Raw genomic sequence first — 25113 nt, 5'->3', positions numbered from 1 at the left:
GGATACCGTGCGACACCGTCGGCAGCGAAGCTCGGTGGATTCGTCGGCGCTCGACGCCGGATGAGCCCCCTGGGAACCGGCCTTGGCCGGACCAGGGGGCCATGGGTCACCGTGCGGCGTAGCCGAAGTCCGTTCCGGCGGCGGGGAGGCCACCGGCTCCGGGCTGGTACGTGGTCACCGCGGCGACGGCGCCGCCTGCGGTCACGTTGGACAGCGGCAGGGCGTACAGGGTGCCGTACGTGGACGGCCCGTAGGGCAGACCGACGTACAGGCGGGTGCCGGTGTAGTGGAGGCTGCTGCCGAGCTTCTGGTTCGCGCCCGGGGCGGTGGGGATGCCGTCCCCGTCGCCGGCCTCCAGCCAGCGGTCGTTGGCGCCGGGAGTGCCCAGCAGCGAGAAGGTCTCCACGGCGCCCGCGCTCGCGGTGGTGCCGATGGCCTCGTCCGGGATGCCGACGGCGAGCTTCATCGTCGCCGTGGTGCTCACCGCGCGCGGTGTCGTATTGACCGCGGCGAGAGTCTGGCCGAAGTGGTCGCCGGCCTCCGCGGTGCCGGAGACGTCGTCGTCGGCGGTGCCCGAGTCGTAGCCCTGGAGCTGGGTGTAGGTGCCGGCAGCGGTGATCCGGAAGGTCTGCACCAGGCCGGCCTCCGCCTTGTCCACGCCGTCGACGTCGAGCCCCTCGCCAGGTGCGCCGACCGCGAGGATCGACTCCGTGGCGGCAGCGGCACCCGAGGGGCGGTACGGGACCAGGGCCAGGGACTGCCCGAAGAGGTCACCGGCCTCGGCGCCACCGGAGACCGTGTCGAGGTCCTGGTCCAGGCCGAACCTCGGGGTGGGGCGGTTCTCGGAGTTCAGGGTGTGGGAGAAGACGGCCAGGTTTCCGGCGTTCGCGTCCGAGCCGATGGCGTCACCGGGTGCGCCGATCGCGAGGTAGTTGGCGTCGGCGGCGACGCTCGTGCCGAAGCCGTCGTTCGCCTCGGCCGCGCCGGAGACCCCCGTGGCCTCCTGGTTGATCGCGATGTTGGTGGTGCCGTGCAGGTAGATCGCGCTGCCGGCCTTGGCGATGGAGCCGAGGGCCTCGCCGGGCACGCCCATCACGACGAACGGCTCTCCGGACGCGGTGGTGCCGGCGGCCAGGGCGTGGCCCAGGCGGTCGCCGGTCTCGCTGACGGAAGCCGCCAACGAGCCGGTGCCCGCGCCCTGTTCGAGGTGGCTGTCCTTGGCGGTGCCGGTACCGAGGCCGCCGGTCGCGCCGTGCAGGATGTCGACCATGCCCGCGTCGGCCACGGTGCCGATGTCCTCGGCCGGGGTGCCCACGACCAGGTCGGTGCAGCCGTCCTCGTCGTAGTCGACGGTGGCGATGGCCTGGCCGAATCCATCACCGGCCTCGGCGGCTCCGGAGACCCAGTCGAGGTCCTGGTTGATCTCGGCGGTGCCCTTGCCGCCGCCGTAGACGATCCGCACCAGGCCGGCCTTGGCGGCGCCGTCGACGGTGGCCTGGGGGTCGGATACAGCGGTGTCCTCGACGCCGTCGCAGTTGAAGTCGGTGGCGCGGACGGCGCCGGTGGTGGAGCTGACCCAGGAGGCGAGGTCGTCCACGCGGGCGGCGATCCCGCCAGTGCTGGTCACGGTCGAGTCGATGCCGTAGCAGCCGCCCTGGTACGACTGGCTGGCGAGCGCGGCCAGTTGGGCGGTGCCGCCGCTGACGCGGACGACGGGTCCGCCGGTGTCACCCATGCAGGCGGCCACGCCGTCCTTGCCGGTGACGGTGACGGTGGTGGCGGTGGACGAGTTCACCGAGAAGGCGCCGGTGTGGAGCTTCAGCGGTGCCCATTCGCTCGCGGTGCGGCCGTAGCCGGCGAGGGTGAGGGTCTCGCCGGCGGCGGGCGCGGCGGTGGCCAGGGCCGGCGGGGCGACGTTCGTGACCGGGCGGTTCAGGCGGGCCAGAACGACGTCGCGGTCGGTGCGCGGGACCAGTTGGACGATCTGGCGGGCGGCGCCGGCGGTACCGGTCAGGTCGGAGCGGCCGATGACCGCGGTGGTCCTGGTGGCCGGCTTGCCGGAAGGCACGCTCAGGCTGGTGGCCGGGTCGGCGGCGAAGCAACTGGCCGCGGTCAGCAGCCACTCGGCGTCCACGAGGACCCCGGAGCAGCCGCGGTCGTGGTCGCCGACGGTGATCTGGGCGGTGTAGGCGTAGGTGGTGTCGGCGGCGGCGACCTCGGGACCGGTCACGGCGGCGGCGGGAACGCCGGCCAGCACCACGGCACCCGCGCACAGGGCCGCGGTCGGCGCGAGGCGGCGAAGGGGGCTGATCCGTCGGGTCACTTGGTGCTCCTGATCTCCAGGAGCGTGAACTCACGGCCCTGTTCGTCCGTGCTCTCGCCCACCGGGGTCCAGGCGTTCTTGGCGATGTCGTACGTCGTCTCCTCGGTGCCGACCGTCATGTCGACCTCGGTCGTGTAGTCGTTGCCGCGGACGAGGTAGACCGACGGCAACTCCAGGGTCAGCCAGCCCGAGTTGCCCTTGACGTCGAAACACACCTTGCTCTTGTCGCGCGCCTGGACCTCCAACTGACCGGTGCCGCTCGCGCAGTCGGCGAGTGTGATGTGGCCGTCGCCGCGCTTGAGCAGGATGTTCTTCTCGGCCAGGATCTTGTCCGCCTGCGGATAACCGAAGTCCTCCACCGCATAACCGGGAGCGCTGTCCGCGACGGTCGTGGCAGTGCCGGCCTCGGCGTGGGATCCTCCGGGCAGCCCGGCCGCCAGGCCGGTCCATGCCAGGGCGCCGACGGTTGCCGCGCCCACGGCGCGGGCCAGAAATCTTCCGCGCCGTGTCTGCGCCGCAAAGGGGCGCGGCTTCACGGCAAATGTGGTGCGCGACTTCATCACTTTCCTCAACTCGTTGCTTATTAAAAGAAATCCGTAACGTGGTTCAGGGCAGGCGTGAAGGAATCGCTTTTCCCCCGCACAAAGAGCTCACCCCGGGCCCCGGGGGTCGCTTTGCCTCCCACATGCCACCTCGCTTCTCCCGGCTTGTCCACTCCGCCAACGGCCATAAAACGGACGACAGTTGATGGTCCCCTGTGACCCTCGCCACACTCCCGGAAGGGTTGTACCGACCCTTATAAAGAAGCGGTAACGAAGCTGGGGCACCTTTCACGCGAGATGGATTTAATTCACGGCGCCAAATTGATTGCCCGGTGCGCCTGCGTTGGTATGGTCACGTCATTGCGCAGGCAACGCATACGCCTCACCGGTGCCACACATGACTGCCCGGCCATGCGGGGGAAGCCTGCCGTGTCAGTGATCGCCGATCTGCCTCGCCGGCAGAAACCACGAGGACAACTTTCTATGCAGACGATTTTCTGGAGTCGCAGACGGCTTCTCGGCTCGCTCGCCACCGTCACAGCCGTCGCCGCCGCACCCCTGGCGTGGACCCCCGTGGCCCGCGCTGCCGAGACGGCGACGCCCGATCCGCTCACCCTGCCGAACACCGACCGGGCCAAGGTGGTCAAGGCCTGGATGACCGGTGGCAGGGCCACCAAGGCGGCGGCGGCCGACGCACTCTTCGGCACCGATGCCGACATCCAGGTCTTCCTCGGCCAAACCCTGCCGACGGTGACGACGGAGGACAACCGCGTCGCGATCGCCAGCTGCCTCGCCCGCTCCGGAAAGGGCCTGCGCCGTGAGGCCGTCGCCGCTCTCGACAACGGCGACAGCGCCATCGCGGCCTTCCTCGAGGACGGTTACGATTCGGCGCTCCTGGAAGACCTCCGGGTGGCGACCGCCATCCTGTCGGCCACCGGCGGAAAGGCGGTCCAGCGCAAGGCGTCCGCCGCTCTGGACACGGGCACGCGCTCGGCGCTGGAGGCCTTCCTGACGGAGGGCCAGTACACCGCCCGCCTGGAGGACTCGAAGCTCCAGGTCTCCGCCATGCTGGTCAACACCGGGCCGGAGGTGCAGAAGTACGCCAACCGCGCCCTGAACGGCTCCGCCACGGACATCCAGTGGTTCCTCGACACCGGCCAGCACATCGCCCGCGCGCGCGACCAGGAGTCGGCGACCATCGAGGAACTCGTCGCGGTCGTCGACCGGGAGGGCAAGCGTGCCCAGGCCGAGACCGACCTGGCCGTCGAGGCGTCCGAGCGGGCCCAGGCCGCCGCGGCCGAGGCGAAGAAGGCGGCGGAGAAGGCCGCGGCCGAGGCTGAGGCCGCCAAGGAGGACGTACAGAAGTCCGCGGCCGCGGCCCGCAAGGCGGCCAGTGCGGCCTCGGGGGCCGCGAACGCCGCCCGGATCGCCATCAACGCCTCCAACGCGGCCGTGAACGCCTCCCGTCGCGCCTCCTGGGCGGCCACCGCCGCCTCCCAGGCCGCGTCCGCCGCCGGCGGCGCCGCGTCCCGGGCCTACAACGCGGCTATCGCGGCCTCCAAGGACGCGAGCAAGACCCAGGCCGCCAAGGACGCGGCGGTCGCCGCCCGCAACTCCGCCGCGAAGGCGCGTTCCGCGGCCAAGGCCGCCGACTACGCGCGGGCCGCCTGCGCGCAGTCCGTCAGCGCCAGTTCCTCCGCCGCCTCCGCAGCTCGCAACTCCGCGGCCGCGGCTGCCGCCTCCGCTCAGGCAGCGGCCGCGTCCGGCGTCGCCCAGTCGCAGGCCGCCGAGGCCAAGCGCCAGGCCGCCATCGCCTCCGCTGCCGCCAACCGCGCCACGAACGCCGCCTCCACCGCGCAGGCCCTGGCCAACACGGCCGCGAAGGCGGCGAGCACCGCACGGGATGCCGCCAACTCCGCCGCCGCCCACGCCGAGAAGGCGGCCGCCGCCGTCGACGAGGCCGTGGCGAACGCGGGCAAGGCCATCGACTTCGCGAACAAGTCCACCGCCCACGCCGGCGAGGCAGTCAAGGCCGCCGACACGGCCACCCAGGCCGTCACGGATGCCATCGCCGTCGCCAAGGCGGCGCGGGAGGCGGAACTCGCGCGCCTGGAGCAGGAACGGCTCCAGGGCCTGGACGAGGCCCGGCTGCTGGCCGAGATCGAGGCCCAGCAGCAGGCCGAGTACGCGAACAAGCGGGCCCAGGAAGCACAGACCGATCAAGCGCTCAAGGACCTGATCAGCGCGGCCGAGAAGGCCCTCTTCACAGACGGCGACCTGTCCCTCGCCTCGACCCTGGGCCGCAAGGCCGCGACCGGGCTGCTGGAGGCCAAGGGAGCGTGGACACGGGAGGCCGCCCAGTTCGCGCTGTCCGGCAGCGACGACGACGTCTTCTCCTGGATCGACCTCGACCGGGCCGTCGCGCAGAACCAGGACGACCGGGAGACCGTCCTCTACATCGCCCAGGTGTCCAACCCCGCCATCGCCAAGGCGGCACTGGCCGCGCTGGACAGCGGCAGTGCCACGGCGATCGGGGACTTCCTGACCTCCGGGGTGATCCGGGCCTCGCAGGACGACAACCGGGTGCAAATCGGCCGCATCCTCGACCAGAAGCCCGGCAAGGCCGTCACCAAGGCGGCCAACGACGCACTGGACAAGAACACCCCGGAGGCGTTGCAGGACTTCTTCGACCGCACCTACCCCGCCGCCGTACGGGAGGACGACGCGGTCGAGACGGCCACCTCGGTGGCGAACGGCGGCGACTACACCAAGGCATACGGGGACGTCGCCCTGGAGGGGCCGACGTGGATGCGCCGGAACTTCGTCCAGGTCGTGCAGTACGCCGCGGCCCAGCTGGACCACGACGCCGCCACCCACGTCGCCGCGATCCAGGGGGCCATCGCCGCCGCGGCCAAGACCGCCTACACCGCGCAGCAGACCGCCGCCCTGGCGTCGCAGGTGGCGGCGACCGCCCGCAACGCCGCCGCGGAGGCCCAGGAATGGGCGGACAAGGCCATCGCCGCGGGCACGAAGGCCGGCCAGTACTCCGACCAGGCCCGGCAGAACGCCGATGCGGCGGACAAGTCGGCCGCCGACGCACAGGCCTCCGCGAACAAGGCCTCGGCCGCCGCCTCGACAGCGCGGACCGCCTCCCGGTCGGCCAACTACTCCGCGAACAAGGCGATCGACGCCGCCCGTTCGGCCCTGGCCTCCGCCTACAGCGCCCAGCAGTCCGCGGCCGGCGCCCGCCAGTCCGCGCTCGAAGCGGGCCGGGACGCGGCCACGGCCGCCGCCGCGGCGAACCAGGCACGCGCCATCGTCGTCCAGAAGCGCCAGGCGGAGGCCCGCGAGGCCGCCCGCGAGGCGGCCGAGAAGGCACAGCAGGACCGGGACAACGGCCACAACCCGGCCGACAGCGACACCAACGACGACGTCAACCAGAACGGCAGCGGCGGCGACAACGACGCGTGGTACTCCGACGCGGGCTGGTGGGCCGATGCCTTCAGCTACGTCAGCGTCGGCGCGGGACTCATCTCCGCCGGCCTGGGAGTCGCCAGCCTCGTCTTCCCCCCGTTCGCCGTGGTCGGTGTGCCGGCCGCAGCGATCTTCGGCGGCATAGCGATGGGCGCCGGCGCGTTGAGCACCCTGTTCACCGGCATCGAACACGGCTTCACCAGCAGCGAGTTCATGTGGGCCGCGGCCGGCACCGCGCTGAGCCTGGTCACCTACGGCCAGTCCAAGTGGATCACTCCCGTCGCCAAGAGGGTGGCTCCCGTGGTGAAGGAGGTCGCCGAGGAAGGAAAGGAACTCGTCTCCTCGATCACCAGCGGCCTCTCTTCGATGTTCTGACTCAGGCGACCGGGCGGCACCGCACATAGGTGCCGCCCGGTCCCCGGGCTCTCAACGAACCTCACTCTCCAACTTCCATTGAAATTGCAACTTCTGACGGGCCGTCGAGAGGCATTCACCGATCCTTCACAGCCTCCGGCACAACCTTTGCGGAGTGTGGCACGGATCACGAAACATCAACGAAGAATGTCGCTTTACGCACGCTTCTAGGCACTCGACCTGGGTGTCACTTCATGTTGATATGGCGACGCGGATGACGATTACCGAGACGGGGGTACCTCTCGCTGCGAGAGGTACGGGGACTGCTTTCCACAGGAGTTGGGGGCATACCCGGCGGAGCGATGTCGATATCGCATTCCTGTGCACCCGAATTCACGCCCGGTGATGAGCATCCGGCCGTAGGCGACGAACTTGGGGGATGCAATGAGGAAATACAACAGAACGTCCGCGCAACCGCGGCGCAGGCGGCTTGCGCTGCGCGCCCTGGGTGCGGCCGGGGTCGGCGCCCTGGCCTGGATCATGGCGGCCACGGGCATTCCCGGCGGGGCGTCGCAGCAGACGAGCCCCACCGCACTGGTCGCGGAGGGCGCCCCCGGTTATGCGGTGGAGGACTTCGGTTATCCGCAGGCGGACAAGATCCTGGCCGAGAAGAACATCCTGCTCAAGCGCGGCGACGGCCACATCACACTCGCCGACTGCGCGAGCGGCACCGGTCAGTTGGAGGTCCAGGCGCGCGACAAGAGCAAGGTGTGTTTCGACGTCAAGGGCAACTCGGGCTGGCTGACCCTGGAGTTGCCGTCGGTCTACCTCGTCCGCGGCAACGACTACACGACCGAGGTCGACATGACGGTCGGCACCGAGGAGACGACGTACGACATCGCCAAGAACGCCTGGACCCCGGTGGGCGAGAGCACGGACGAACAGGGCCGTGAGTTCACACTCCTGGAGATCAGGTCCTCCAAGTAGCCCCAGGCCGACACCCGCCATGCTCACCGCTGCGCGGTCCGGTGCCCCACAGGACGCGCAGCCCTCGTGACTAGGAATCCACGTTCATGCACCTCTCCAGACGCCCCCGTCTCGCCGCGTTGGCCGCTGCGCTGGTCGCGGCCCCCGTCGCCCTGAGCTCCGCCGACGCCACCGCGCTCACCGGAGCGGACGCCCCGGCGCAGTTGAACTACGTCGCCAAGATCAACGTCGGCGAGCAGAGTGCCTGCACCGGCACCCTCGTCGACCCGCAGTGGGTCCTGACCGCGGCCACCTGCTTCGCCGCGGACGGCAAGCCCCCCGCGGGCAGGCCCGCCGTCACCACCACCGTCACCGTCGGCCGCACCGACCTGACGCAGACCAGCGGCAGCGTCCTGCCGGCCATCCGGCTCGTCCCCCATGCCGACCGGGATCTGGTGCTCGTCAAACTCGCCGCCAGGATCACCGATCCGAGCATCACGCCGGTCCGGCTGGCCACCACGCCCGCCGCCGCGGGTGACGAGCTGGTGAAGGCCGGATTCGGACGCACCAGGACCGAATGGGTACCCGACAAGCTCCACACCGGTACGTTCACCGTCGCCTCCACCGCGGACACGACAGTGGACCTGAACGGCTCCGACACCGCGACCGTCTGCAAGGGCGACGCCGGCGGCCCCGCCCTGCGCACCGTCAACGGCACCACGGAACTCGTCGCCGTCAACTCCCGTTCCTGGCAGGGCGGATGTCTCGGAAACGATCCCGCCGAGACTCGTACCGGTGCCGTCGACACCCGGGTCGACGACATCAGCGACTGGGTCGCGTACGCGATCTCCCGCAACCCGGACGACCTCACGGATGACGGCAAGGCCGACCTCGCGGCCATCAAGGACGACGGCGTTCTGTGGATCTACCCCGGCACCGGAAAGGCGAGCGGCAGCACCTTCGGCCCCCGCTTCCAGGCCGGCACCAGCTGGCAGAGCCAGAACGCCGTCACCGTCGGAGACCTCAACAACGACGGCATCGGCGACCTGCTGTCCCGCCAGGCGTCGGACGGCACGCTGTGGGTCTACCCCGGCACCGGAAAGCCCGGCATGGAAGCCTTCGCCACCCGCTACCAGGTCGGCAGGAGCTGGCAGACCCAGGACGTCACCCGCACCGGGGACTTCAACACCGACGGTCTCACCGACGTACTGACCCGCCAGGCGTCCGACGGCACGCTGTGGGTCTACCCCGGCACCGGAAAGCCCGGCATGGAAACCCTCGGCACGCGCTACCAGGTCGGCACCGGCTGGAAGAGCCAGGACATCATCACCACCGGCGACCTCAACAACGACGGGCGCCCCGACGTGCTGTCCCGTCAGGCGTCCGACGGCACGCTGTGGGTCTACCCCGGCACCGGAAAGGCGAGCGGGGGTGCCTTCGGTACCCGCTACCAGGTCGGCAGGAGCTGGCAGACCCAGAACGCCGTCCGCACCGGGGACTACAACGGTGACGGGCTCACCGACGTGCTCTCCCGTCAGGCGTCCGACAACACGCTGTGGGTCTACCCCGGCACCGGAAAGCCCGGCATGGAAACCCTCGGCACCCGCTACCAGGCAGGCACCGGCTGGGGGCCCTACCGCATCATCTGAGCGGCGGGGATGATCTCGATCCTGCCGCCACGACGCCGAGATGCGCGGCGAAGGCGGCGGTAGTCCGGGACAGTTCTCCGAGTGATCTTCGCTCGGAGAACCGTCCCGGCGCGCTCGCCCACCGGGCCGAACCGCACCCTGAGTTCCGCAGCACTCACCGGGTGTGCCGGTCTGCGGTGACGACAGCCTCGATCAGTCCGGGGAACCGACGGTCCAGGTCCTTCTTGCGGAGGCGCATGTAAAGCCGGTTGCCGGCGTCGCGCTGCCGGACCAGGCCCGCCTCACGGAGCACGCGCCAGTGATGGGTGCGGCTCGACTTGCTGACCGGCAGGTCGAAGGAGGCACAGAGGCGCTCCTCGTCCGGTTGTGCGGCGAGTTCGGCGATGACCCGCCGACGGTTCTCGTCAGCGAGCGCCAGAAGGATCGGCCCGACTTCCAGATCGTCCGCACCAGGATGCGGCAACTCACTCGGCGCCATCACTCCACCTCTCGACAAGGTACGGCTACTGACGTACCTTGCATGAAGGTACGCCACTGGGCGTACCTTACCGCTGGAGGGGACCATGTCCACACCTGTGCCGTCTCGACGCCGGGTCCTGTCACGCATCCACGGGGCGCTGCGCAGGCTCCTGCTCGCCGAGCACTCGCCGTTCGTCACCCTCTGACCCCGACCGGTTGCCCCGTCCGAGCCGCCGGTTCACCACCGCCCGCGAAACCCCAGCTCACACCGGGTTTCCCGGTCGTTCCTGGAACGGGCAACAGGAAACCCGTCGACCCCGGCAGTCCCCCGGAACAGGCTGATCCCGTCGATGAGCGGCCGGCGCAGGCCGCGCCTGCCGGCAACTCCACGGCGTACGGCTGCCTGTCCGGCAGCGTGTGCATCTGGGGCGAGGGCGTCGCCCCCCTCGCGAACCCGCACCCGACCAACCAGTCCGCGCCGCACACACCCCACACCCAGCGGTCGCAGGCACCCACACCTTCTGGCGCAGATCCATTCACATCCCAGAGTTCTCAATATCAGAACCAATGGCTGTTGGATTTCTAGATCGGCGATTTCTAGAGTGAGCACGCGACGCCGCACTGCACCGCACACTCGCCAAGGCGTCCGGGAGGAGGAAACCCATGCCGCATCGCACTCCCGACGACCACCCCGTCTCCGTGATCGGGCCCCGCCCGTCGGCTCGGCGTCGACGCGATCGGTCTCTACTGGTTCCATCGTCCGAGCCCGCCGTCCCGGCCCGTGCAATACGGGAGTTGCTCGACGAGGGTGTCGTCGTGATGGCCGACATCTCAAACGCCGGCGTCTCGCAGATCGACGTAGCCCGCGAGGTGCTCGGCGGTCGGCTCATGTCGGTGCAGGACCAGTTCTCGCCCGCCTTCCGCTCCAACCGGGGAGAACTCGAGCAGCGCACCGAGCTCGGCCTCTCCTTCCTGCCCTGGAACCCGCTCGGCGGTATCGCGGTCGTGAAGGAGGACCTCGCGGCCTCGCGCTCCGCAAGCATGCGCGACTCCGCAGCCGCGGCCGATCTCGAGCCCACGGCTGACCAGTTCGCACTTGCTTCCGTCTGAAACGTTCAAGTCACAGCGAAAGAGTCACATGAAGACCTTCATTCTGCCCGGCACCAACATGGTGGTCCCGAACGTCGTCCTTGGCCTGATGCGCATCGAGAACATGACCGACGAGGCGGTGCGCAGGCTGGTGAACACTGCGCGCGACGCCGGCGTCACGTTCCTCGATCACGCCGACGTCTACGGCTCGGACGACCACGGTTGCGAGCGTCGTTTCGCTGAAGCCATGAAGCTCAGCTCGTCGGAGCGTGAGCAGTTCGTCATTCAGTCCAAGGCCGGCATCGTCAAGGACGGGCCGTACTTCGACTTCTCTCACCACCACATCATCGAGTCCGTGAACGGTTCACTCCAGGCACTGGGCACGGACTATCTCGACATCCTGCTGCTGCACCGTCCCGACGCCCTCGTCGAGCCGGAAGAGGTGGCCCGCGCCTTCGATGAGCTGTCGGCGGCAGGCAAAGTGCGCGCTTTCGGCGTCTCCAACCAGACCCCCCGACAGCTCGACCTGCTGCGCAAGCACGTGACGCAACCAATCGTGGCGAACCAGCTGCAACTGTCGATCACTCACGCGCCGATGATCGCGCAGGGCGTTGCCGCGAATATGCAGGACCTCGATCAGTCGGTCGTACGTGATGACGGAGTCGTCGACTACTGCCGCCTGCACGACATCACCATCCAGGCGTGGTCGCCTTTCCAGGCCGGTTTCTTCGACGGCCCGTTCCTCGGTTCCGACCGCTTCCCCGAGTTGAACGCGGTGATCGACCGGCTGAGCGACAAGTACGGCGTGCCGGGCGAGGCGATCGCGGTCGCCTGGATCACGCGCCATCCCGCGCAGATGCAGGTCGTGCTCGGCACGACCACGCCAGAACGCGTCACGGCCGCCGCGCTCGGTTCCGACCTCCCGCTCACCCGATCCGAATGGTACGAACTGTTCCGCGCCGCCGGATACAGGGTGCCCTAGCCTCTACCCCTCCCTGATGATCTTTCCGTTCGGTTGTTGGGACTGACAACACAGGAGGGGCGCTGCCGACCTTGAAAATGAGGGGAAACTGCAGGCGGAGCCATGTAGTCGATCGGCCCAGCACTCATAACTCAGCAGACCGTCAGCCACCTCCACCAACTCCAGGTTCACTGAGTGCCTCCGCAGAGGACGTCGTCCGCCGGGTCGAGCAGCGGGGCCGGGCAGGGCATGTGGTGCGCCTTGAGTAGCTGACCGGTGACGTCGTAGAGGCGGTTCGGGGTCGTCGCGTCGAGATTATCCTTGGGCAGCTGCTGCAGCCGGACGGTGTCGGCGGTGGCCATGGTCAGTAGCCGTCAGCGGGGCTCCTCGCCCTGGGCAATCTCTACCTCGTGGTGGAAGGCGATAGCGCCCGTCGTCGCGGCGGTGGCGGACACGGCCGCGCAGGCGGCGAGGAGAAGGGCAATCCAGCACGCCGACTGCCGAGTGTGTCCCGCGGGTGCGGCGAGGAGGGCTGCGACGCGCTGGGGAACAGGGCCGGTTGTCGCGGCAGGGGCGAAGTCCGGGCGGGCAGAGCGCGCGGCCTGGCCGGCGAGGGCGGCGCGGGCGATGGCACGGGCCAGCAGACGGCGGTCGCCCATGGCTGTGGCTGCAGCCTCGTCGGCGGCGCGTTCGGCTGCCAGCCGGATGGCCGTGCGAACCGGGCGCAGTGCGGGGTGGCAGTGGGCGGCGAGTTCGGCGGCGGCCAGGAAGAAGTGGTGGCCGCCCCGGTTGTGAGCGCGTTCGTGGGCGAAAAGGGCGTCGCGCTCGTCCGGGCCGAGGCTGCGCAGCATGGCGGTGGTCACGACGATGCGATGTGGACGCCCGGGCAGGGCGTACGCATCCGGGTGCGGTGAGTCGACCACGCACAGGTCGCCTGCGGTGGGCCGCCGGTCGGCTTCGGCGTGGGCAGTGCGGAAGGCGCGCGTCTGGCGCAGGGCCGAGCGGGCGAGGGTCCAGGCGCCGATGGTCAGCAGGCCGGTGGCGATCGCGGCTGCGGGAAGGGCCAGGTACCGCGACGGCGTGCGCAGCGGGTGGACGAGTTCGCCGAGCGCCGCGAACGCCGGCAGTTTGAGCAGTCCGGTCAGAACGAGTGCGCCCAGGGCGGTCACACAGGCACCCGCCAGCACCAGCGCAGCGGCCGTGAGCGCCCACAGAGCGGCGGTGGGGGCCAGTCGGCCGAGGGCCCGCCGGGCGAGCAGGGGCATCATGAGGGGCAGCAGGAGGGGAATCAGCAGCAGGGCAGTCATCCCTCGTCCGCCTCCAGCAGTTGGCGCAGAAGCTGTTCGTCGTCCGGGTTGAGCTGGGCGACGAAGCGGGCCAGGACGGTCTCCCGGTCGGTGTCGCGGTCGAGTTCGGTGTGCATGCGCCGGGCGGTGAGCCCCTGGGCGTCCTGCACGGGGTGGTAGGCATAGCCGCGCCCCTGCGGGCGGCGGTCGACGACGCCCTTGTCGTAAAGGCGGGACAGGATCGTCGTCACCGTCGTGCGGGCCAGGTCGGCGGCGAGCTCGGTCTGCACCTGCCCCGGGGTGAGGGGCGCAGCGGCGGCCCACAGGGCGGCCATGACGGCGGCTTCCAGCTCGCCGGCCGGTCGGCGTTCGTCCTTTGCGTCGTTCATGGGAACGATCCTCACCCCAATCTTCGTCTACAGTTCAGTAGACCGTCTACAGAATTGTAGTCACTCGGGTGCTGCTTTCGTGTGCGCCCGCACGTCCAGTATGAGAGGGCCCGCGTCCATGACCGCACCCTTGTTCGGGGCCTCACAGCTCGCGGTGAGTGTCCTGAGCGCGCAGTCCCTGCTGACCGCCTTCGGTGTGCTGGGGGTCGGGGTGGTGATGTTCGCGGAAACCGGGCTGCTGATCGGCTTCTTCCTGCCCGGCGACTCCCTGCTGTTCACCGCAGGTCTGCTGTGCACGGGGAGCGGCCGGCACAGCGTGAAACTGTCGCTCCCTCCCCTACTGGTGGCCGCGGTCGTGGGTGCCCTGGCCGGTGCGCAGTGCGGTTATCTGCTCGGCCGGAAGGCCGGCGGGGCGCTCCTTGCGCGCAGCCGTTCGGTCCGCCTCCAAGAAGGCGCGCATCGGGCCCAGGAGCTGTTGGAGCGGTACGGGCACGCGAAGGCCATCGTGCTGGCCCGGTTCGTGCCGGTGGTACGCACCGTGCTCAATCCGATGGCGGGCGCGCTGGGCGTACCTGCGCGGACCTTCACCGTGTGGCAGGTCGCCGGCGGACTCGTGTGGAGTCTGGGACTGACGCTGGGCGGATACGTGCTGGGCTCCTCCATCCCCAACGTGGACCGCTATCTGCTGCCCATCATCGCCGTGATCGTGGCCGTGTCATTGATTCCCCTCGCCGCCGAGCTGTACCGCTCCCACCGGGCGGCCAAGGCCAGGGAGGTACGTGGATGATCCTCGCCTTCGACGGCTCCTCGATCGACGGCTCCGCCTACACCGACGTGGTGGAGCTCGCTCACCGCTCGCCCGGCTGGCTGGACGACATGGTGTCGGCCTGGTCGACGTACGGGCTGGCGGTGTTCGCCGCGCTGATGGCCGTGGCCTGGTGGCGGGCGCGACAGGTGGGCCCGGCCGCCGCGGTGACCGCGCTGGCCGTTCCGGTGATCGTCATCGCCGCATACGGCGTGAACGACGTGCTGAAGCTGCTGGTTCGCGAGGACCGGCCCTGTCAGAGCCTGCAGGTGATCACGCTGGAGGCGTGCCCTGCGCCGGGCGACTGGTCCTTCCCCAGCAATCACGCGGCCATCGCCGCCGCTGCCGCCACGGCGCTGTGGTTCGTCTCCCGCCGGCTCGGTGCCGTTGCGGCTGTGGCGGCCTGCGTGATGGCGGCCTCCCGGGTCTGGGTCGGCGCGCACTATCCGCACGACGTTGTCGCAGCAGTGGTCGTCGGCGCCCTCGTCGCGGCGCTCGCGATGGTCACGCTGCGCCGCCGGCCCGATTCGATAGTCGGGTGGATCACCGGCACGCGGCTCCGCCCGCTGGTACTGGCGTCATGAAACGCACGGACCTCGGCGAGCTGGCCGGCAGCGTCGCCCTGGGCGCGTGGACGGCGTTCGGCGTACTGACCATGGCCGTGATCGGCGACGGGAAGCCGCTCTACGGGGATGAGGACCTGCTGTCCTGGTCCGTCGGGCACCGGCCGGACGTGGCGGTGGCGCTGGCGCGCGGGCTGACCGCCACCGGAACCGGCGTCATCCCGTACGTCCTCGCCGTGCTGGCGGGCATCATCGCCGGGCGCACGCTGCGCCGACGGACCCTGGCCGCCGCGCTCTGCCTCGTCTGCCTCGGGGCGGGGCAAGCGGCACGGTACGGCGTGATGGTGCTCGTCGCCCGGCCCCGCCCGGCGCCTGCGCACTGGGCCACGCACGCTTCGGGGTGGGCGTTTCCCTCCGGCCACACCACCACGGCCGCCCTGACCGCCGGACTGCTCGTCATCGCCGTGTACACACGCTCCCCGCCCGGCAGGGCCCTGCTCGCCCTCGTCTTCGGCTGCTGGGGTGCGCTGGTCGGGCTGACCCGCGTCTACCTCGGGGTGCACTGGTTCACCGATGTCGTCGGTGGCTGGCTGGTTGCCGTCGGCTGGCTGGGGCTGTGCCTGTGCGCCGCTACCTGGCGGCTGCCCGAAGGGTTCTTCACAGGTACGACGGACACAGACCAACAGCCGACGGAGGGCCATGCGTCACAAGATCCTGGTCGTCGAGGACGATCACGCCCTGCGTGACGTCCTGCTGCGCGGCCTGCGCGACGAGGACTTCAAGCCCGTGCCGGCCCCGGACGGGGCATCCGCCCTGCGGCTGGCCACCGGTGACATCGCCGCGGCCGTCCTGGATGTCGGCCTGCCCGACGCGGACGGGCGGGACGTGTGCCAGGCGATGCGGGCGAACGGATTCCTCTCCCCGGTCATCTTTCTGACCGCCCATCACCGGCTCACCGACCGGCTGTCCGGGTTCTCCGCCGGGGGCGACGACTATCTGCCCAAGCCGTTCCACCTCGCCGAACTCGCCGCCCGACTGCGAGCGGCTGTCAAACGCGCCGCACCCCTTTCTGCGGCCACGTCTGGTGATCTGGTCCTGGACGCCGTCCGGCACAGCGTCAACGTGCGCGACACCCAGGTCGACCTCACGCCGACGGAATTCCGCCTCCTGGCCGCGCTCATGGCGGCATCCGGGGGCATCGTGCGCCGACGCGAGCTGGTCAGAGCGGGGTGGCCCGAGGGGGGCCAGGTCAGCGACAACACCCTCGACCAGTACCTGACCCGGCTGCGCCGCAAGCTGCGTGCGGCGGACAGCGATCTGACCATCACCACCGCCCGCGGGATCGGCCACCGTCTGTCATGAAGTCCGTGTTCTTCCGTCTGGTGCCGCGCACCCTGCGCGGCCGCCTCTCCCTGGTGGCCCTGACCACCGCCACGCTCCTGATGACGATCCTCACCATCACCTTCAACACCGTCATCCGCCACCGCCTCCAGCACCAGGCCGACGACGAGCTCCACACCCGGGCCGCCGCCGTCGCCACCACCATCGACACCAGCGGCCCCACGGTCCGCGTCCTGGAGACCTCCAACGACCAGCTCCTCGACACGAACGTCTGGATCTACACGGGCACCCGGCTGCTCGAACAGCCGCCATCCGCCACAGATCACAGCACCCTCTCTCACGCCGCCGACAGCCTCGTCAGGCAGGGTGGAACACACTGCCTGACTGCCGAGGAACCAGACCCCGCCCGGCTGTGCAGCCTGCCCGTATCCGGCGGCCGGAGCACGGCAGTAGTCGTCACCGCGCTGGACCTCTCCCCCTACCGCAGCTCGGCTGCCACCCTGCTCCTGACATCGCTGTGCCTCGACGCGGTGATGCTCGCCTGCACATACCTCCTGACACGCCTCGCCGTCGGACGCGCGCTGCGCCCCGTGGCCACCATGACCGACCAGGCAGCGCAGTGGAGTGCCGTCGCCTCCGAGGAACGCTTCGGCGCCGCTCGACGTCCGACCGAGCTCGCCCGTCTCGGCGCGTCGTTGGACTCGTTACTGGACCGCATCCGCGCCGTCCTGCGCCATGAGCAGCAGCTGACCGGCGAGTTGTCACACGAACTTCGCACCCCGCTCAGCCGCATCATCGCCGAACTCGACTGGTGGCAGGCACGCCCCCGCTCGGCCGCCGAAACCAAAGCCACCCACGAGGTGATCGCCGACGCCGCCCGGTCCATGCACAGCATCTGCGACACCCTGCTCAACGACGCCCGCGAGGGCACGACCACCACCCCCGGAACGGCCGAGATCCTCCCGGCACTGCACCGACTCGCTGCACGCCTGGAGGCACCGGCCCACGTGACAGTCGACGCACGCAGCGACAACGCCCCGCTCCAGGCCGGCGTCCAGGCCGCCCTCCTCGAACGCATCGTCAGCCCGCTCCTCGTCAACGCCGTCCGCTACGCCACCTCGCACGTCACCATCATCGCGAGCCGGGAATCCGGCGGCGTACGCATCGACGTCGGCGACGACGGTCCCGGGGTACCCGAGCCGTTCACGGCGCAGCTCTTCCTGCCCGGCCGGCAGGCCGACCCCGACGACGGACACGGCGGAGCGGGCCTCGGGCTGCCGCTCGCGCGACGCCTGGCCCGCTCCGTCGGCGGTGACGTGACGTACGACCCCGGACACAAGCCCGGAGCGCGGTTCACCGTCAGGCTGCCCGCTGGATGACGGCCTCCTGCCCGGCTGACTCCGCACTCGAGAACGCGGCCCGGCGCTCCTGCACCTGGGCGTACGCCATCAGGCCCAACAGGACGGCCAGCAGGACGGCCGATGAACCCGCGGTGCCGAAGTCGAGGCCGCCCTTGGCGACCGGCTTGGTGAGGAAGTCACCCGCGGTCGCACCCAGCGGGCGGGTCAGGACGAAGGCGAACCAGAACAGCAGCACGTTCGGCACCACGGGCACCTTCATCAGGACGAGAAGCACCGCGAGCATCCCGCAGACGAGCAGCGCGCCGCCCGCATAACCGAGGCCGGAACTGTCCGAAAGGAAGTCGCCCATGGACGTGCCGAGGGTGTTGGAGACGAGAATCGCCGACCAGAAGAGGACCTCGCCGCGGAAAGTGACGATGTCACGGATGACGAACGTCATGCCGGTCAGTTTCCACACCGCGAAGACGGCGACCAGGAGAGAGATCAGGATCGCGGCACCGACCGGGTAGCCCAGGCCCAGGCCCTGCGGGCCCCAGCCCAGCGACGTCGCCCCGCCCGAGAGGAACGTGGCACTGGCGTCGCGGTTCATGAAGTCGGACATCGTCGTACCGGCCATGCTGGTGGACAGGATGACGGTCCAGTAGAAAAACGGGTTGTAGCGGCGCGACCTGAGCTGGACCACCAAGGTGACCACGAAGATCAGGAACAGGGCGATCGTGGTGAGGAAATAGCCGAGCTCAAGCGTCTGAGCGAACAGGTCACCGGCCGTCTCACCCAGGGTCGTGGCGGCGATCTTCATGATCCAGAAGGCCAGGGTGACCTCGGGGAGCTTCTTCATCACCGACCTGGTCGTACTCGCGACATCCAGGTCGGTGAGAACTTCTGACTTCTCCAACAAGGAGTGCTCCTGATTCGTGCAGGGCACGGGGCGCTCATCAAAAGGCGAGCACCCCGCGAGACGGTGGGGACAACCGCGCGCGGCGCGGCGGTTGCGTCGGCGTCCGACCCTGCCAGTGGTGATCTGAACGCATCCTGAACGCCCGCTGGTGGTTACGCCGTACGGGCGAGGCGCTCCGGCTCGGTGACGTCCTTGCGTGTCACCGCCAGGAACACCACCAGTCCGAGGATGACCGCGAGGAACAACACGCTGGTCACCACGGTGCCCAGGCCCAGGCCGCCGTCGCCGGTCGGCTGGGAGAGGTAGTCGCCCATCGAGGCACCGAGCGGGCGGGTGAGGACGTAAGCGATCCAGAAGCTCCACACGGCGTTCGCCCCGAGCGCGAGGCGCGCCACCGCTACCGCGGCGATCGCCAGGGCGAACAGGACCGCTGAGACCCAGTAGCCCAGCGCCATGCGCTCGGCGACCAGGTCACCGGCTGACGTGCCCAACGCGAAGGTGAACAGGACCGCCAGCCAGTAGAAGGACTCCCGGCGAAGGGTGTCGATGCTGTGGATGGACAGTGTCCGCTCGCTGCGGTACCAGGCGACGAACACGGCCGTCAGGAGGACCGCGAACACCGCGGTGGTGGTCTCCAGCGGTACGCCCATGTTGTCGGTCAGATTGTCACTGACCAGGGTGCCGACGACGCTGATCAGGGCTACCGCAGTCCAGTACACGCCGGGCCGGTAGGCGGTGGTACGGAACTGGACGACGAGGACCACCGCCAGCAGCACGCTCATCAGGAGCGACACACCGGTCAGACCCAGTCCGGCCTTCTCGTTCAGCAGGTCGGCCGCAGTCTCGCCGACCGTCGTGCACAACACCTTGATCACCCAGAAGTACACGGTGACTTCGGGCACCTTGTTCCAGCGCCACCGGTGGCCGTGGATACTCGGGGCGGGCCCGTGGTCCGCCGCTGTCTCAGAAGTCTCAGAAGTCATGAGGCCCGACCGTGCCACCGGAAACCTGAACACTTCCTGACTGCCGCGGGCGGCAGAGTAATTGCCAGTTCCTGTGGATCGGCAGGTTGGTTCATGCCACCAGGGGCTGGTGGCGTTCGATGAGCTGACCACATACGAAGTGGGGCCCCGGCCCGGACGAGTGCGACGGTGGGTTGCTTCACGGCCCGCCGGCGGGCCTGGACGGACTCGATGAGCTTGAACACCTTGGCGAGGGCTGCGGTGCGGGAGCCGGCGCCGCGGGTGACCTCGGTCCGCAGCCAGACGGTGGCGAACGTGGACTCGATGGGGTTCGTGGTGCGCCGGTGGATCCAGTGCTCGGCGGGGAGGTCGTAGAACTCCATCACCTCGGTCTGGTCGTCGGTGATCTTCTTGACGGCCTTGGGGAACTGCGCGCCGCAGAGCTCGGCGAACGTCTGAAATTCCGTCGCCGGCATGTCAGGCCTGATGGTGTGCGACGCCGCGAAACGCGGCAGCCCCCAATCCCAAACGCCTTTGCAGCGTTTTCGCATTTCCTGACGTGTGCAACAGGACCCAGTGGAGTCCCCGAATTCAGGGCACCGTGTGCACATGGCCAGGAGACGGTCTCCGGCCCAGCGAAGGCTGGAGATGCGGTCCGCCGTCCATTCACCACCCATCTCGGTGAATCCCAGGGCGCCCTTGGCCCTGTGGGGCGGCGCGGGTCGGAGGCCGGGGGGAGTATACGTTCACCCGCCTGTCAGACGTCGGGCCCTCACCCATGATTGGAGCTGTTATGAGGTGTATCCGCCTGGCCGTCGTGTGGTCGGCCGCGCTTGTGACGATCGCTGCCGCGAGTGGCTGTTCCAGCGGTGACGGTGGTTCCTCGTCATCAGCGACGCCGTCGAGCACGGCCACGAGCGGCGCGCCGAGCCAGAGCACCAGTCCGCCCCCATCGTCGAGCAGCGCGTCGGCCGGTGCGCAGGCCATGGTGAAGACCGCCTCTGCCGGAAAGCTCGGCACCATTCTGGTCGACGGGAAGGGCCGTACCCTCTACCTGTTCGAGGCGGACAAGTCGACGACCTCGACCTGCGACGGGGCGTGCGCCACCGCCTGGCCGCCACTGCTGACCTCCGGGTCGCCCTCGGTCGGCGGCTCGGCGAAGTCCAGCCTGCTGGGCACGTCGAAGCGGTCCGACGGCACGACGCAGGTCACCTACCACGGGCACCCGCTCTACGGGTACGCAGGAGACTCCACGCCGGGCGACACGAACGGCCAGGCTCTGAACCAGTTCGGTGCTGAGTGGTACGTACTCGATGCCGGCGGCAACAAGGTTGACCTGAGTTGACCGGCGACGCGCGCGCGAGGAGGCAGCCGACGTGACGATGAGGACCGGTCACCGAACCCCCCGGCGGTACTCTCCCGCGCAGGCTGCCGCCCTCGCGCTGGGCGCCGTCCTGCCAGTGGCCGTGGCGGGGGCGATCTGGGTGACCGGTCGGCACCATAGCCCCCAGTACACGACGGGCCTGTTCGGCGCCCACGGCGCCGCGGCGGTCACCCTCAAGGCCCGTCTGGGCAGCGCCCTGTTCGGCCTCGCGCTCGTCCAGCTTCTGCTGGCCCTGTGGATGTACGGGCGACTCCCCGGCCTCGCAGCCGCGCCCCGCAGGGTCCGATTCTCGCACCGAGTGGTGGGATGGGCCGCCTTCCTGCTGTCGGCGCCCATCGCCTACCACTGCGTCCGCACCTACGGCGTGGAGACCACGAGCACCCGGGTCTTCCTGCACTCGGTTGCCGGCTGCGCGCTGTATGGAGCGTTCGTCGCCAAGGTACTGGTGGTGCGCAGCCGTCGTCTGCCCAGCTGGATGCTCCCGGCCGCCGGAAGCGCCCTGTTCGGCGCCATCGGGGTGTTGTGGTACTCGGCCGCGCTGTGGGCCCTCAACGGATTCGCCGCTCCTGGCCTGTAGTCAGGTCCAGGGCGGTGTCGACGAGGACGAGCGAACACACCGCGGCTGCCGTCGCCGGGGATTGCCTTGGGCTGGATCTCGATCCGTCCGTTGAGGCTGGTGGCGAGGTGGTAGACGCCCCGGTCATCGCTGTCGCGCTCGGTGAACGCCAGCCCGAGGCAGTCGCTGACAAGCCAGGCCGGCTCGCCGGCGGTGGCGGAGGACATCATCCTTCCCGTCACGGAGCCGGCAGCCGACGTCGATCAGCAGAACTCCCCCGACCTCGTCCAGGGCCAAGGAGTCCGCGCACGGACCCACCGCTACGGCTCCGGCGGCAGCCCGCTGTGCCAGTGATGCATGCAGCCGGCGCAGGAGAAGTGGGGGCGGGCGTGCGCTACACCAGCACCCGCGGCTAGGCCTGTCCGGCGGATCCTGCCGGGCTCTCTCGAGCACGGCCGATGCTGTGGCAGCGTCCCATCGATTGGGTCGACACCCGTGCCGAGCTGCGGGAAACTCCTGGCGATGACACAACGAACCGACACGCCTCCTGCGTGGGACGAGCGTGCGCAGCCGGTCACCTTCCTGGATTACGCCCGTGACACCGCGCGTGCCAAGTGTGAGGGAGTGTCCGCCGACGACGCCTGCAGGGCCCCGCTTCCGAGTTCGCCGCTGATGACGTGGTGCGGGTTGATCAGCCATCTGCGTTGGGTCGAGCACTATTGGTTCCACGTGATGTTTCTGGGCGAGGAGCTCGCGGGGCCGCTCACCGAGGCGACCGACGATGATCCCGACCCTGAGATGCGGACAGCAGTCGCTATCCCGTTGCCCCAGTTTCTCGCCGAGTACGAGGAGCAGGGCGCCCGCTACCGTGGACTGGTGTCCGAACACGACCTGGACCCGACGGCCAAGCGTCCCATCAGCGACGGCCGCCAGGTCGACCTCCGGTGGGTGATCCTCCACCTCATTGAGGAGACGTCCCGCCATAACGGCCACCTCGACATCGTGCGTGAGCTCATCGACGGGAGGACCGGCGCCTAGTGCCTCGGCAGGCAACGTTTGCCCGTTGAGGAGCGGCGTCCGGCGCGTGCTCTCGGCGTGCCGGCCGGAAGTCCTCGTACTGTGGATGTACTTGGGCTTTCGGCCGGTGCGGCGAGAGGGCGTGCCGGGCGTCGCGACGGGGCGAACGTTGCCTGCTGAGGCACTAGACCTGTCGTGCAGGTCATGAGCGGAGCCACAGTCGTATCGTTGCCACGGTGACCGTGCCGCGGCAGCGATCCACCTTTCGCTCAAGCCGTGATCACTTGGCCTTCGTGACAAGATCTGGGCGTGACGGCGTTGTTCCTGACGATCGGCCTGCCAGGGGCCGGAAAGACCACGAGAGCGCGGCAGCTGGCCAAGGAGCACAGCGCGCTGCGGCTGACGCCGGATGAGTGGATGCTCCCGCTGTTCGGCGATCCGCAGCCGGCCGGGAAGCGCGATGTGCTGGAAGGACGGCTGCTCTGGCTCGGTCTGGAGGCACTGAAGCTGGGAACGAACGTGGTCCTGGATTTCGGATGCTGGTCTCGTGACGAGAGGTCCGCGATCCGCTGGTTGGTGATGTCTGTGGGCGCGTCCTGTCACCTTGCATACATGCCGGTGGACCATGAGACCCAACGTGCTCGGATCGCCCATCGCCAGTCGACCACCCCTGATCAGACCTTCGACATGAGCGAGACGGACCTCGTGCACTGGCGGTCGCTGTTCGAGGAGCCCGACGCCACAGAACTTGATGGACATGAGATAGGAGGTCCGCCTCCCGGGTGGTCAGGATGGCTGGAGTGGGCCGCCGATCGGTGGCCATCGCTCGCGTGAGTGTCCGGCAACCTTGGCGCCGTTGGGTAACGCAGCCGCGCCAGGAGCGCCGGGCCCCGAAAGATCCGCAGGACAGACCGCTTAGTCACCCTCGCGGGCGACATGGCGCTGGGGATCGAATCGATGCGTCCGGCAAGAACGACGCCCTCCGCCTGGAGGCCGCGCAGGTCAGGAGCTCGGTCTGCCGGGGCGTTCCACGGTGGTTGTGGCCGGATTTCGTCACCGGTGGGTCACAGGTCGGAGTGAGGGAGAACTGCCGGCTCCACGGTTCTGTCTGGTTCGACGAGGGCGGCGAGGAGCCGTGCTTTGGACAACTGGGACTCGGGGGACAGCATGCGGTACGTGAACGGAATGCGCGGTTCGGCGGTGGCGGTCGTTGTGGCTTCGGCGGCGCTGGCGGTGGCGGGATGTCAGCCCGGTGGGGGCGGTACGGACACCGGAGACGGTGGCGTCACCCCGTCCGGGGCCGTCAGCTCAGCGGCCTCCTCCTCCACGCCCGGCGCCCCGAAGCCCGGCAGCTCCGCCTCCGGTTCCTCCACGCCGTCCGGCCCCTCGACGCCCTCCGCCTCCCGGCCCGCGTCCTCCGCGCCCTACTCCTCCTCCCCCGCCGCCTCCGCACCCCCGTCGTCCGCACCCGCTTCGGGCGGTTCGGCGGCGACCTGTTCCGCGGGCAGTCTGAAGGCGACCGCCCGTCAGGCCGCCGTGCGGCCGGCCGGTACGGGGACCGGGGCGGCCGTCGTCGAGTTCACCAACGTGTCCGGACGGACGTGCGTCCTCAAGGGGCACCCCACGGTGGCCGGCGCCGGGAACGGCTCTCCCGAGATGAACGTGCCGCTCACCGTCAAGCCGACCGGAGCCGCGGCGCCGGTGAAGGTGGCCCCCGGCGGCACGGCGTGGGTGAAGCTGACGTTCGTGCAGGTGCAGGGAGAGGCCGACGGGTACTGCGTGTCCGGTTCGGCGCCCGTGGTGTATCCCACGATGGTCGTCCGGCTGCCGGGGTCCGGGGCACACCAGGTGGCCCTGGACGACGGGCAGTTCGCCGAGTGCGACGACACCGTGACCGTCACCGCCGTATCGGCGGTCAGGCCTTCGTGACCGATTCCAGCCGCAGTACCAGCGCACGCGGCAGGACGATGCCGAGCGGAGCCGTGTCAGTTCTCACCGACCGCCGATGGTGGCGGATCCGCCGTAGATGACGGGGATGCGGTCTGGCGCCAGGCGCAGCTCCCATAGATGAGACGTGACGGGCGTTCGCGGCCTTGTGCCGCAGCGGTCGCTCAGAGGTGGCCGTCCAGGAACTTCCGTACCTCGGCGGTGGTCCTAGGCCCCGTGCCGTGCGCCACCGCCTCTCCCTCCTTCAGCAGGACGTAGGACGGGGCTCCGGCGATCCCGTATCGCTCGGTTGTGGCCGGGCAACGCGTGATGTCGGTGCGGACGGCCGTCAGGCGGCCGCTGTAGTCGTCGGCGATGCCACCCACGACGAGGTCCATCACCCGGCAGGGCTCGATTGCCTTGGGCCAGGTCCCGGTGAAGTATGCGAGCACCGGGACTGCGCTCATCCCGAGGATGAAATTGAACTCCGCGTCCTCACGGGGTCGGTGAACCCGGTTCGCCATGGAAGCTCCTGACCTCACGTTCCGTCATTCCATCCCCATCATCCCTCGCGCGGAGTGCCAGGCCGGCCCGGTCGGTCGTCCGGCTGACCTGTCGGAGGGGAGGCACGGAGCCGTCGCAGAACCACGGTGGTGCCCGCCGCGAGCGGCCCTGCCCCCGCCCCTGGTGACCCGGCCTGGCCGTCCCGCCTGTCACCCAGCTGCCGCCCGACGCGCGCCCGTGGGTCAGCTCGTGCCCGGACAGCCCCCTCCACGACGACGGGAAAGCCGTTTTCCAGGGCATAGCG

General features: G+C 69.7%; 24 protein-coding genes and 2 pseudogenes. 16 read left to right on the top strand and 10 right to left on the bottom strand.

Going from position 1 to position 25113, the window contains the following annotated elements; translation table 11 throughout:
* Positions 1–106 precede the first annotated feature (106 nt).
* Both OG841_RS45920 and OG841_RS45915 read right to left on the bottom strand, forming a co-directional pair.
* Complete coding sequence (locus OG841_RS45920) at positions 107–2323, bottom strand: trypsin-like serine protease (RefSeq protein ID WP_371570243.1); 2217 nt, start codon at positions 2321–2323, stop codon at positions 107–109.
* A complete protein-coding gene (locus OG841_RS45915; RefSeq protein WP_371570240.1) occupies positions 2320–2802 on the bottom strand; it encodes a hypothetical protein in 483 nt (160 codons plus the stop codon). The genes OG841_RS45920 and OG841_RS45915 overlap by 4 nt, the downstream gene beginning before the upstream one ends.
* A 546-nt stretch (positions 2803–3348) precedes the next feature.
* Between OG841_RS45915 and OG841_RS45910 the strand changes: the two genes are divergently transcribed.
* From OG841_RS45910 to OG841_RS45900, 3 genes are all read left to right on the top strand, one after another.
* Positions 3349–6714, top strand: a complete 3366-nt coding sequence (locus OG841_RS45910; RefSeq protein WP_328635906.1) for an ALF repeat-containing protein — start codon at positions 3349–3351, stop codon at positions 6712–6714.
* 423 nt (positions 6715–7137) lie between these two features.
* Positions 7138–7680 (top strand): hypothetical protein, encoded by a 543-nt coding sequence (locus OG841_RS45905; protein ID WP_328635907.1) that lies wholly within the window; start codon positions 7138–7140, stop codon positions 7678–7680.
* An 86-nt stretch (positions 7681–7766) separates the two neighbouring features.
* Positions 7767–9308: an FG-GAP-like repeat-containing protein gene (locus OG841_RS45900; protein ID WP_328635908.1), complete on the top strand. Its 1542-nt coding sequence runs from the start codon at positions 7767–7769 to the stop codon at positions 9306–9308.
* Positions 9309–9462: 154 nt separating this feature from the next.
* On the opposite strand, the gene OG841_RS45895 is transcribed toward OG841_RS45900, so the two are convergent.
* Complete coding sequence (locus tag OG841_RS45895) at positions 9463–9786, bottom strand: ArsR/SmtB family transcription factor (protein WP_328635909.1); 324 nt, start codon at positions 9784–9786, stop codon at positions 9463–9465.
* Between the two features lie 696 nt (positions 9787–10482).
* On the opposite strand from OG841_RS45895, the pseudogene OG841_RS45890 reads away from it, so the two are divergent.
* Both OG841_RS45890 and OG841_RS45885 read left to right on the top strand, forming a co-directional pair.
* Positions 10483–10877, top strand: a pseudogene (locus OG841_RS45890) (aldo/keto reductase); the annotation flags it as partial.
* Between the two features lie 28 nt (positions 10878–10905).
* Positions 10906–11838, top strand: coding sequence for an aldo/keto reductase (locus tag OG841_RS45885; RefSeq protein WP_328635910.1), 933 nt, complete (start codon positions 10906–10908; stop codon positions 11836–11838).
* A 167-nt stretch (positions 11839–12005) separates the two neighbouring features.
* Here the strand turns inward: OG841_RS45885 and OG841_RS45880 are convergent, their stop codons facing one another.
* The 3 genes from OG841_RS45880 to OG841_RS45870 are packed head-to-tail and all read right to left on the bottom strand — an operon-like array spanning position 12006 to position 13492.
* Complete coding sequence (locus OG841_RS45880) at positions 12006–12179, bottom strand: hypothetical protein (protein WP_328635911.1); 174 nt, start codon at positions 12177–12179, stop codon at positions 12006–12008.
* Between the two features lie 12 nt (positions 12180–12191).
* On the bottom strand, positions 12192–13124 hold the full coding sequence (locus tag OG841_RS45875) for a M48 family metalloprotease (RefSeq protein WP_328635912.1): 933 nt from the start codon (positions 13122–13124) through the stop codon (positions 12192–12194).
* The gene (locus OG841_RS45870) at positions 13121–13492 is read right to left on the bottom strand and encodes a BlaI/MecI/CopY family transcriptional regulator (protein WP_328635913.1); all 372 of its coding nucleotides are present in this window, start codon (positions 13490–13492) and stop codon (positions 13121–13123) included. Before OG841_RS45870 ends, OG841_RS45875 begins: the two co-directional genes overlap by 4 nt.
* 118 nt (positions 13493–13610) lie before the next feature.
* Between OG841_RS45870 and OG841_RS45865 the strand changes: the two genes are divergently transcribed.
* From OG841_RS45865 to OG841_RS45845, 5 genes are read left to right on the top strand one after another with little or no spacing between them, the layout of a single operon-like run.
* Positions 13611–14279, top strand: a complete 669-nt coding sequence (locus tag OG841_RS45865; protein ID WP_328635914.1) for a DedA family protein — start codon at positions 13611–13613, stop codon at positions 14277–14279.
* Positions 14276–14881 (top strand): phosphatase PAP2 family protein, encoded by a 606-nt coding sequence (locus OG841_RS45860; protein WP_328635915.1) that lies wholly within the window; start codon positions 14276–14278, stop codon positions 14879–14881. The genes OG841_RS45865 and OG841_RS45860 overlap by 4 nt, the downstream gene beginning before the upstream one ends.
* Entirely contained in the window at positions 14878–15606 is a 729-nt protein-coding gene (locus tag OG841_RS45855; RefSeq protein ID WP_371570234.1) for a phosphatase PAP2 family protein, read from the top strand. Before OG841_RS45860 ends, OG841_RS45855 begins: the two co-directional genes overlap by 4 nt.
* Positions 15560–16222 (top strand): response regulator transcription factor, encoded by a 663-nt coding sequence (locus OG841_RS45850; protein WP_328635917.1) that lies wholly within the window; start codon positions 15560–15562, stop codon positions 16220–16222. Before OG841_RS45855 ends, OG841_RS45850 begins: the two co-directional genes overlap by 47 nt.
* Entirely contained in the window at positions 16219–17580 is a 1362-nt protein-coding gene (locus OG841_RS45845; RefSeq protein WP_371570231.1) for a sensor histidine kinase, read from the top strand. The genes OG841_RS45850 and OG841_RS45845 overlap by 4 nt, the downstream gene beginning before the upstream one ends.
* Here the strand turns inward: OG841_RS45845 and OG841_RS45840 are convergent.
* From OG841_RS45840 to OG841_RS45830, 3 genes and pseudogenes are all read right to left on the bottom strand, one after another.
* Positions 17561–18457, bottom strand: a complete 897-nt coding sequence (locus OG841_RS45840; RefSeq protein ID WP_328635919.1) for a COG4705 family protein — start codon at positions 18455–18457, stop codon at positions 17561–17563. The two genes, OG841_RS45845 and OG841_RS45840, sit on opposite strands and share 20 nt — an antisense overlap.
* Positions 18458–18612: 155 nt before the next feature.
* Complete coding sequence (locus OG841_RS45835) at positions 18613–19443, bottom strand: COG4705 family protein (protein WP_365123112.1); 831 nt, start codon at positions 19441–19443, stop codon at positions 18613–18615.
* Positions 19444–19534: 91 nt separating this feature from the next.
* A pseudogene (locus OG841_RS45830) lies at positions 19535–19859 on the bottom strand (transposase); the annotation flags it as partial.
* A 548-nt stretch (positions 19860–20407) separates the two neighbouring features.
* Here OG841_RS45830 and OG841_RS45825 point away from each other — a divergent pair.
* From OG841_RS45825 to OG841_RS45800, 6 genes are all read left to right on the top strand, one after another.
* Positions 20408–20767, top strand: a complete 360-nt coding sequence (locus OG841_RS45825) for a COG4315 family predicted lipoprotein (protein WP_328635921.1) — start codon at positions 20408–20410, stop codon at positions 20765–20767.
* A 37-nt stretch (positions 20768–20804) separates the two neighbouring features.
* The gene (locus OG841_RS45820; protein ID WP_328643425.1) at positions 20805–21383 is read left to right on the top strand and encodes a DUF6529 family protein; all 579 of its coding nucleotides are present in this window, start codon (positions 20805–20807) and stop codon (positions 21381–21383) included.
* Positions 21384–21575: 192 nt separating this feature from the next.
* Positions 21576–21716, top strand: coding sequence for a hypothetical protein (locus OG841_RS45815; protein ID WP_371570227.1), 141 nt, complete (start codon positions 21576–21578; stop codon positions 21714–21716).
* Positions 21717–21884: 168 nt separating this feature from the next.
* On the top strand, positions 21885–22400 hold the full coding sequence (locus tag OG841_RS45810) for a DinB family protein (RefSeq protein WP_371570225.1): 516 nt from the start codon (positions 21885–21887) through the stop codon (positions 22398–22400).
* 288 nt (positions 22401–22688) lie between these two features.
* Complete coding sequence (locus OG841_RS45805; RefSeq protein ID WP_371570222.1) at positions 22689–23213, top strand: AAA family ATPase; 525 nt, start codon at positions 22689–22691, stop codon at positions 23211–23213.
* 306 nt (positions 23214–23519) lie between these two features.
* Positions 23520–24308 carry a DUF4232 domain-containing protein gene (locus tag OG841_RS45800; RefSeq protein ID WP_328635924.1) on the top strand — a complete coding sequence of 263 codons (789 nt, stop codon included), beginning with the start codon at positions 23520–23522 and terminating at the stop codon, positions 24306–24308.
* Between the two features lie 182 nt (positions 24309–24490).
* Here the strand turns inward: OG841_RS45800 and OG841_RS45795 are convergent, their stop codons facing one another.
* Positions 24491–24829 (bottom strand): thioredoxin family protein, encoded by a 339-nt coding sequence (locus OG841_RS45795; RefSeq protein WP_371570219.1) that lies wholly within the window; start codon positions 24827–24829, stop codon positions 24491–24493.
* Between the last annotated feature and the right edge of the window lie 284 nt (positions 24830–25113).

This window comes from Streptomyces canus, assembly GCF_041435015.1.
In the GTDB taxonomy this organism is placed as follows: Bacteria; Actinomycetota; Actinomycetes; order Streptomycetales; family Streptomycetaceae; genus Streptomyces; species Streptomyces canus_G.
The sequence above is the reverse complement of the archived record's forward strand: the minus strand, read 5'-3'. Positions and strand labels throughout refer to the sequence as shown.

Excerpts from the sequence above, each read along its gene's own strand:
- OG841_RS45910 (WP_328635906.1), top strand. The coding sequence starts at position 3,349 with ATGCAGACGATTTTCTGGAGTCGCAGACGGCTTCTCGGCTCGCTCGCC.
- OG841_RS45880 (WP_328635911.1), bottom strand. The coding sequence starts at position 12,179 with ATGGCCACCGCCGACACCGTCCGGCTGCAGCAGCTGCCCAAGGATAAT.
- OG841_RS45885 (WP_328635910.1), top strand. The coding sequence starts at position 10,906 with ATGAAGACCTTCATTCTGCCCGGCACCAACATGGTGGTCCCGAACGTC.
- OG841_RS45820 (WP_328643425.1), top strand. The coding sequence starts at position 20,805 with ATGAGGACCGGTCACCGAACCCCCCGGCGGTACTCTCCCGCGCAGGCT.
- OG841_RS45900 (WP_328635908.1), top strand. The coding sequence starts at position 7,767 with ATGCACCTCTCCAGACGCCCCCGTCTCGCCGCGTTGGCCGCTGCGCTG.
- OG841_RS45895 (WP_328635909.1), bottom strand. The coding sequence starts at position 9,786 with ATGGCGCCGAGTGAGTTGCCGCATCCTGGTGCGGACGATCTGGAAGTC.
- OG841_RS45845 (WP_371570231.1), top strand. The coding sequence starts at position 16,219 with ATGAAGTCCGTGTTCTTCCGTCTGGTGCCGCGCACCCTGCGCGGCCGC.
- OG841_RS45855 (WP_371570234.1), top strand. The coding sequence starts at position 14,878 with ATGAAACGCACGGACCTCGGCGAGCTGGCCGGCAGCGTCGCCCTGGGC.
- OG841_RS45850 (WP_328635917.1), top strand. The coding sequence starts at position 15,560 with ATGCGTCACAAGATCCTGGTCGTCGAGGACGATCACGCCCTGCGTGAC.
- OG841_RS45835 (WP_365123112.1), bottom strand. The coding sequence starts at position 19,443 with ATGACTTCTGAGACTTCTGAGACAGCGGCGGACCACGGGCCCGCCCCG.
- OG841_RS45875 (WP_328635912.1), bottom strand. The coding sequence starts at position 13,124 with ATGACTGCCCTGCTGCTGATTCCCCTCCTGCTGCCCCTCATGATGCCC.
- OG841_RS45795 (WP_371570219.1), bottom strand. The coding sequence starts at position 24,829 with ATGGCGAACCGGGTTCACCGACCCCGTGAGGACGCGGAGTTCAATTTC.
- OG841_RS45870 (WP_328635913.1), bottom strand. The coding sequence starts at position 13,492 with ATGAACGACGCAAAGGACGAACGCCGACCGGCCGGCGAGCTGGAAGCC.
- OG841_RS45860 (WP_328635915.1), top strand. The coding sequence starts at position 14,276 with ATGATCCTCGCCTTCGACGGCTCCTCGATCGACGGCTCCGCCTACACC.
- OG841_RS45810 (WP_371570225.1), top strand. The coding sequence starts at position 21,885 with ATGACACAACGAACCGACACGCCTCCTGCGTGGGACGAGCGTGCGCAG.
- OG841_RS45825 (WP_328635921.1), top strand. The coding sequence starts at position 20,408 with ATGGTGAAGACCGCCTCTGCCGGAAAGCTCGGCACCATTCTGGTCGAC.
- OG841_RS45905 (WP_328635907.1), top strand. The coding sequence starts at position 7,138 with ATGAGGAAATACAACAGAACGTCCGCGCAACCGCGGCGCAGGCGGCTT.
- OG841_RS45865 (WP_328635914.1), top strand. The coding sequence starts at position 13,611 with ATGACCGCACCCTTGTTCGGGGCCTCACAGCTCGCGGTGAGTGTCCTG.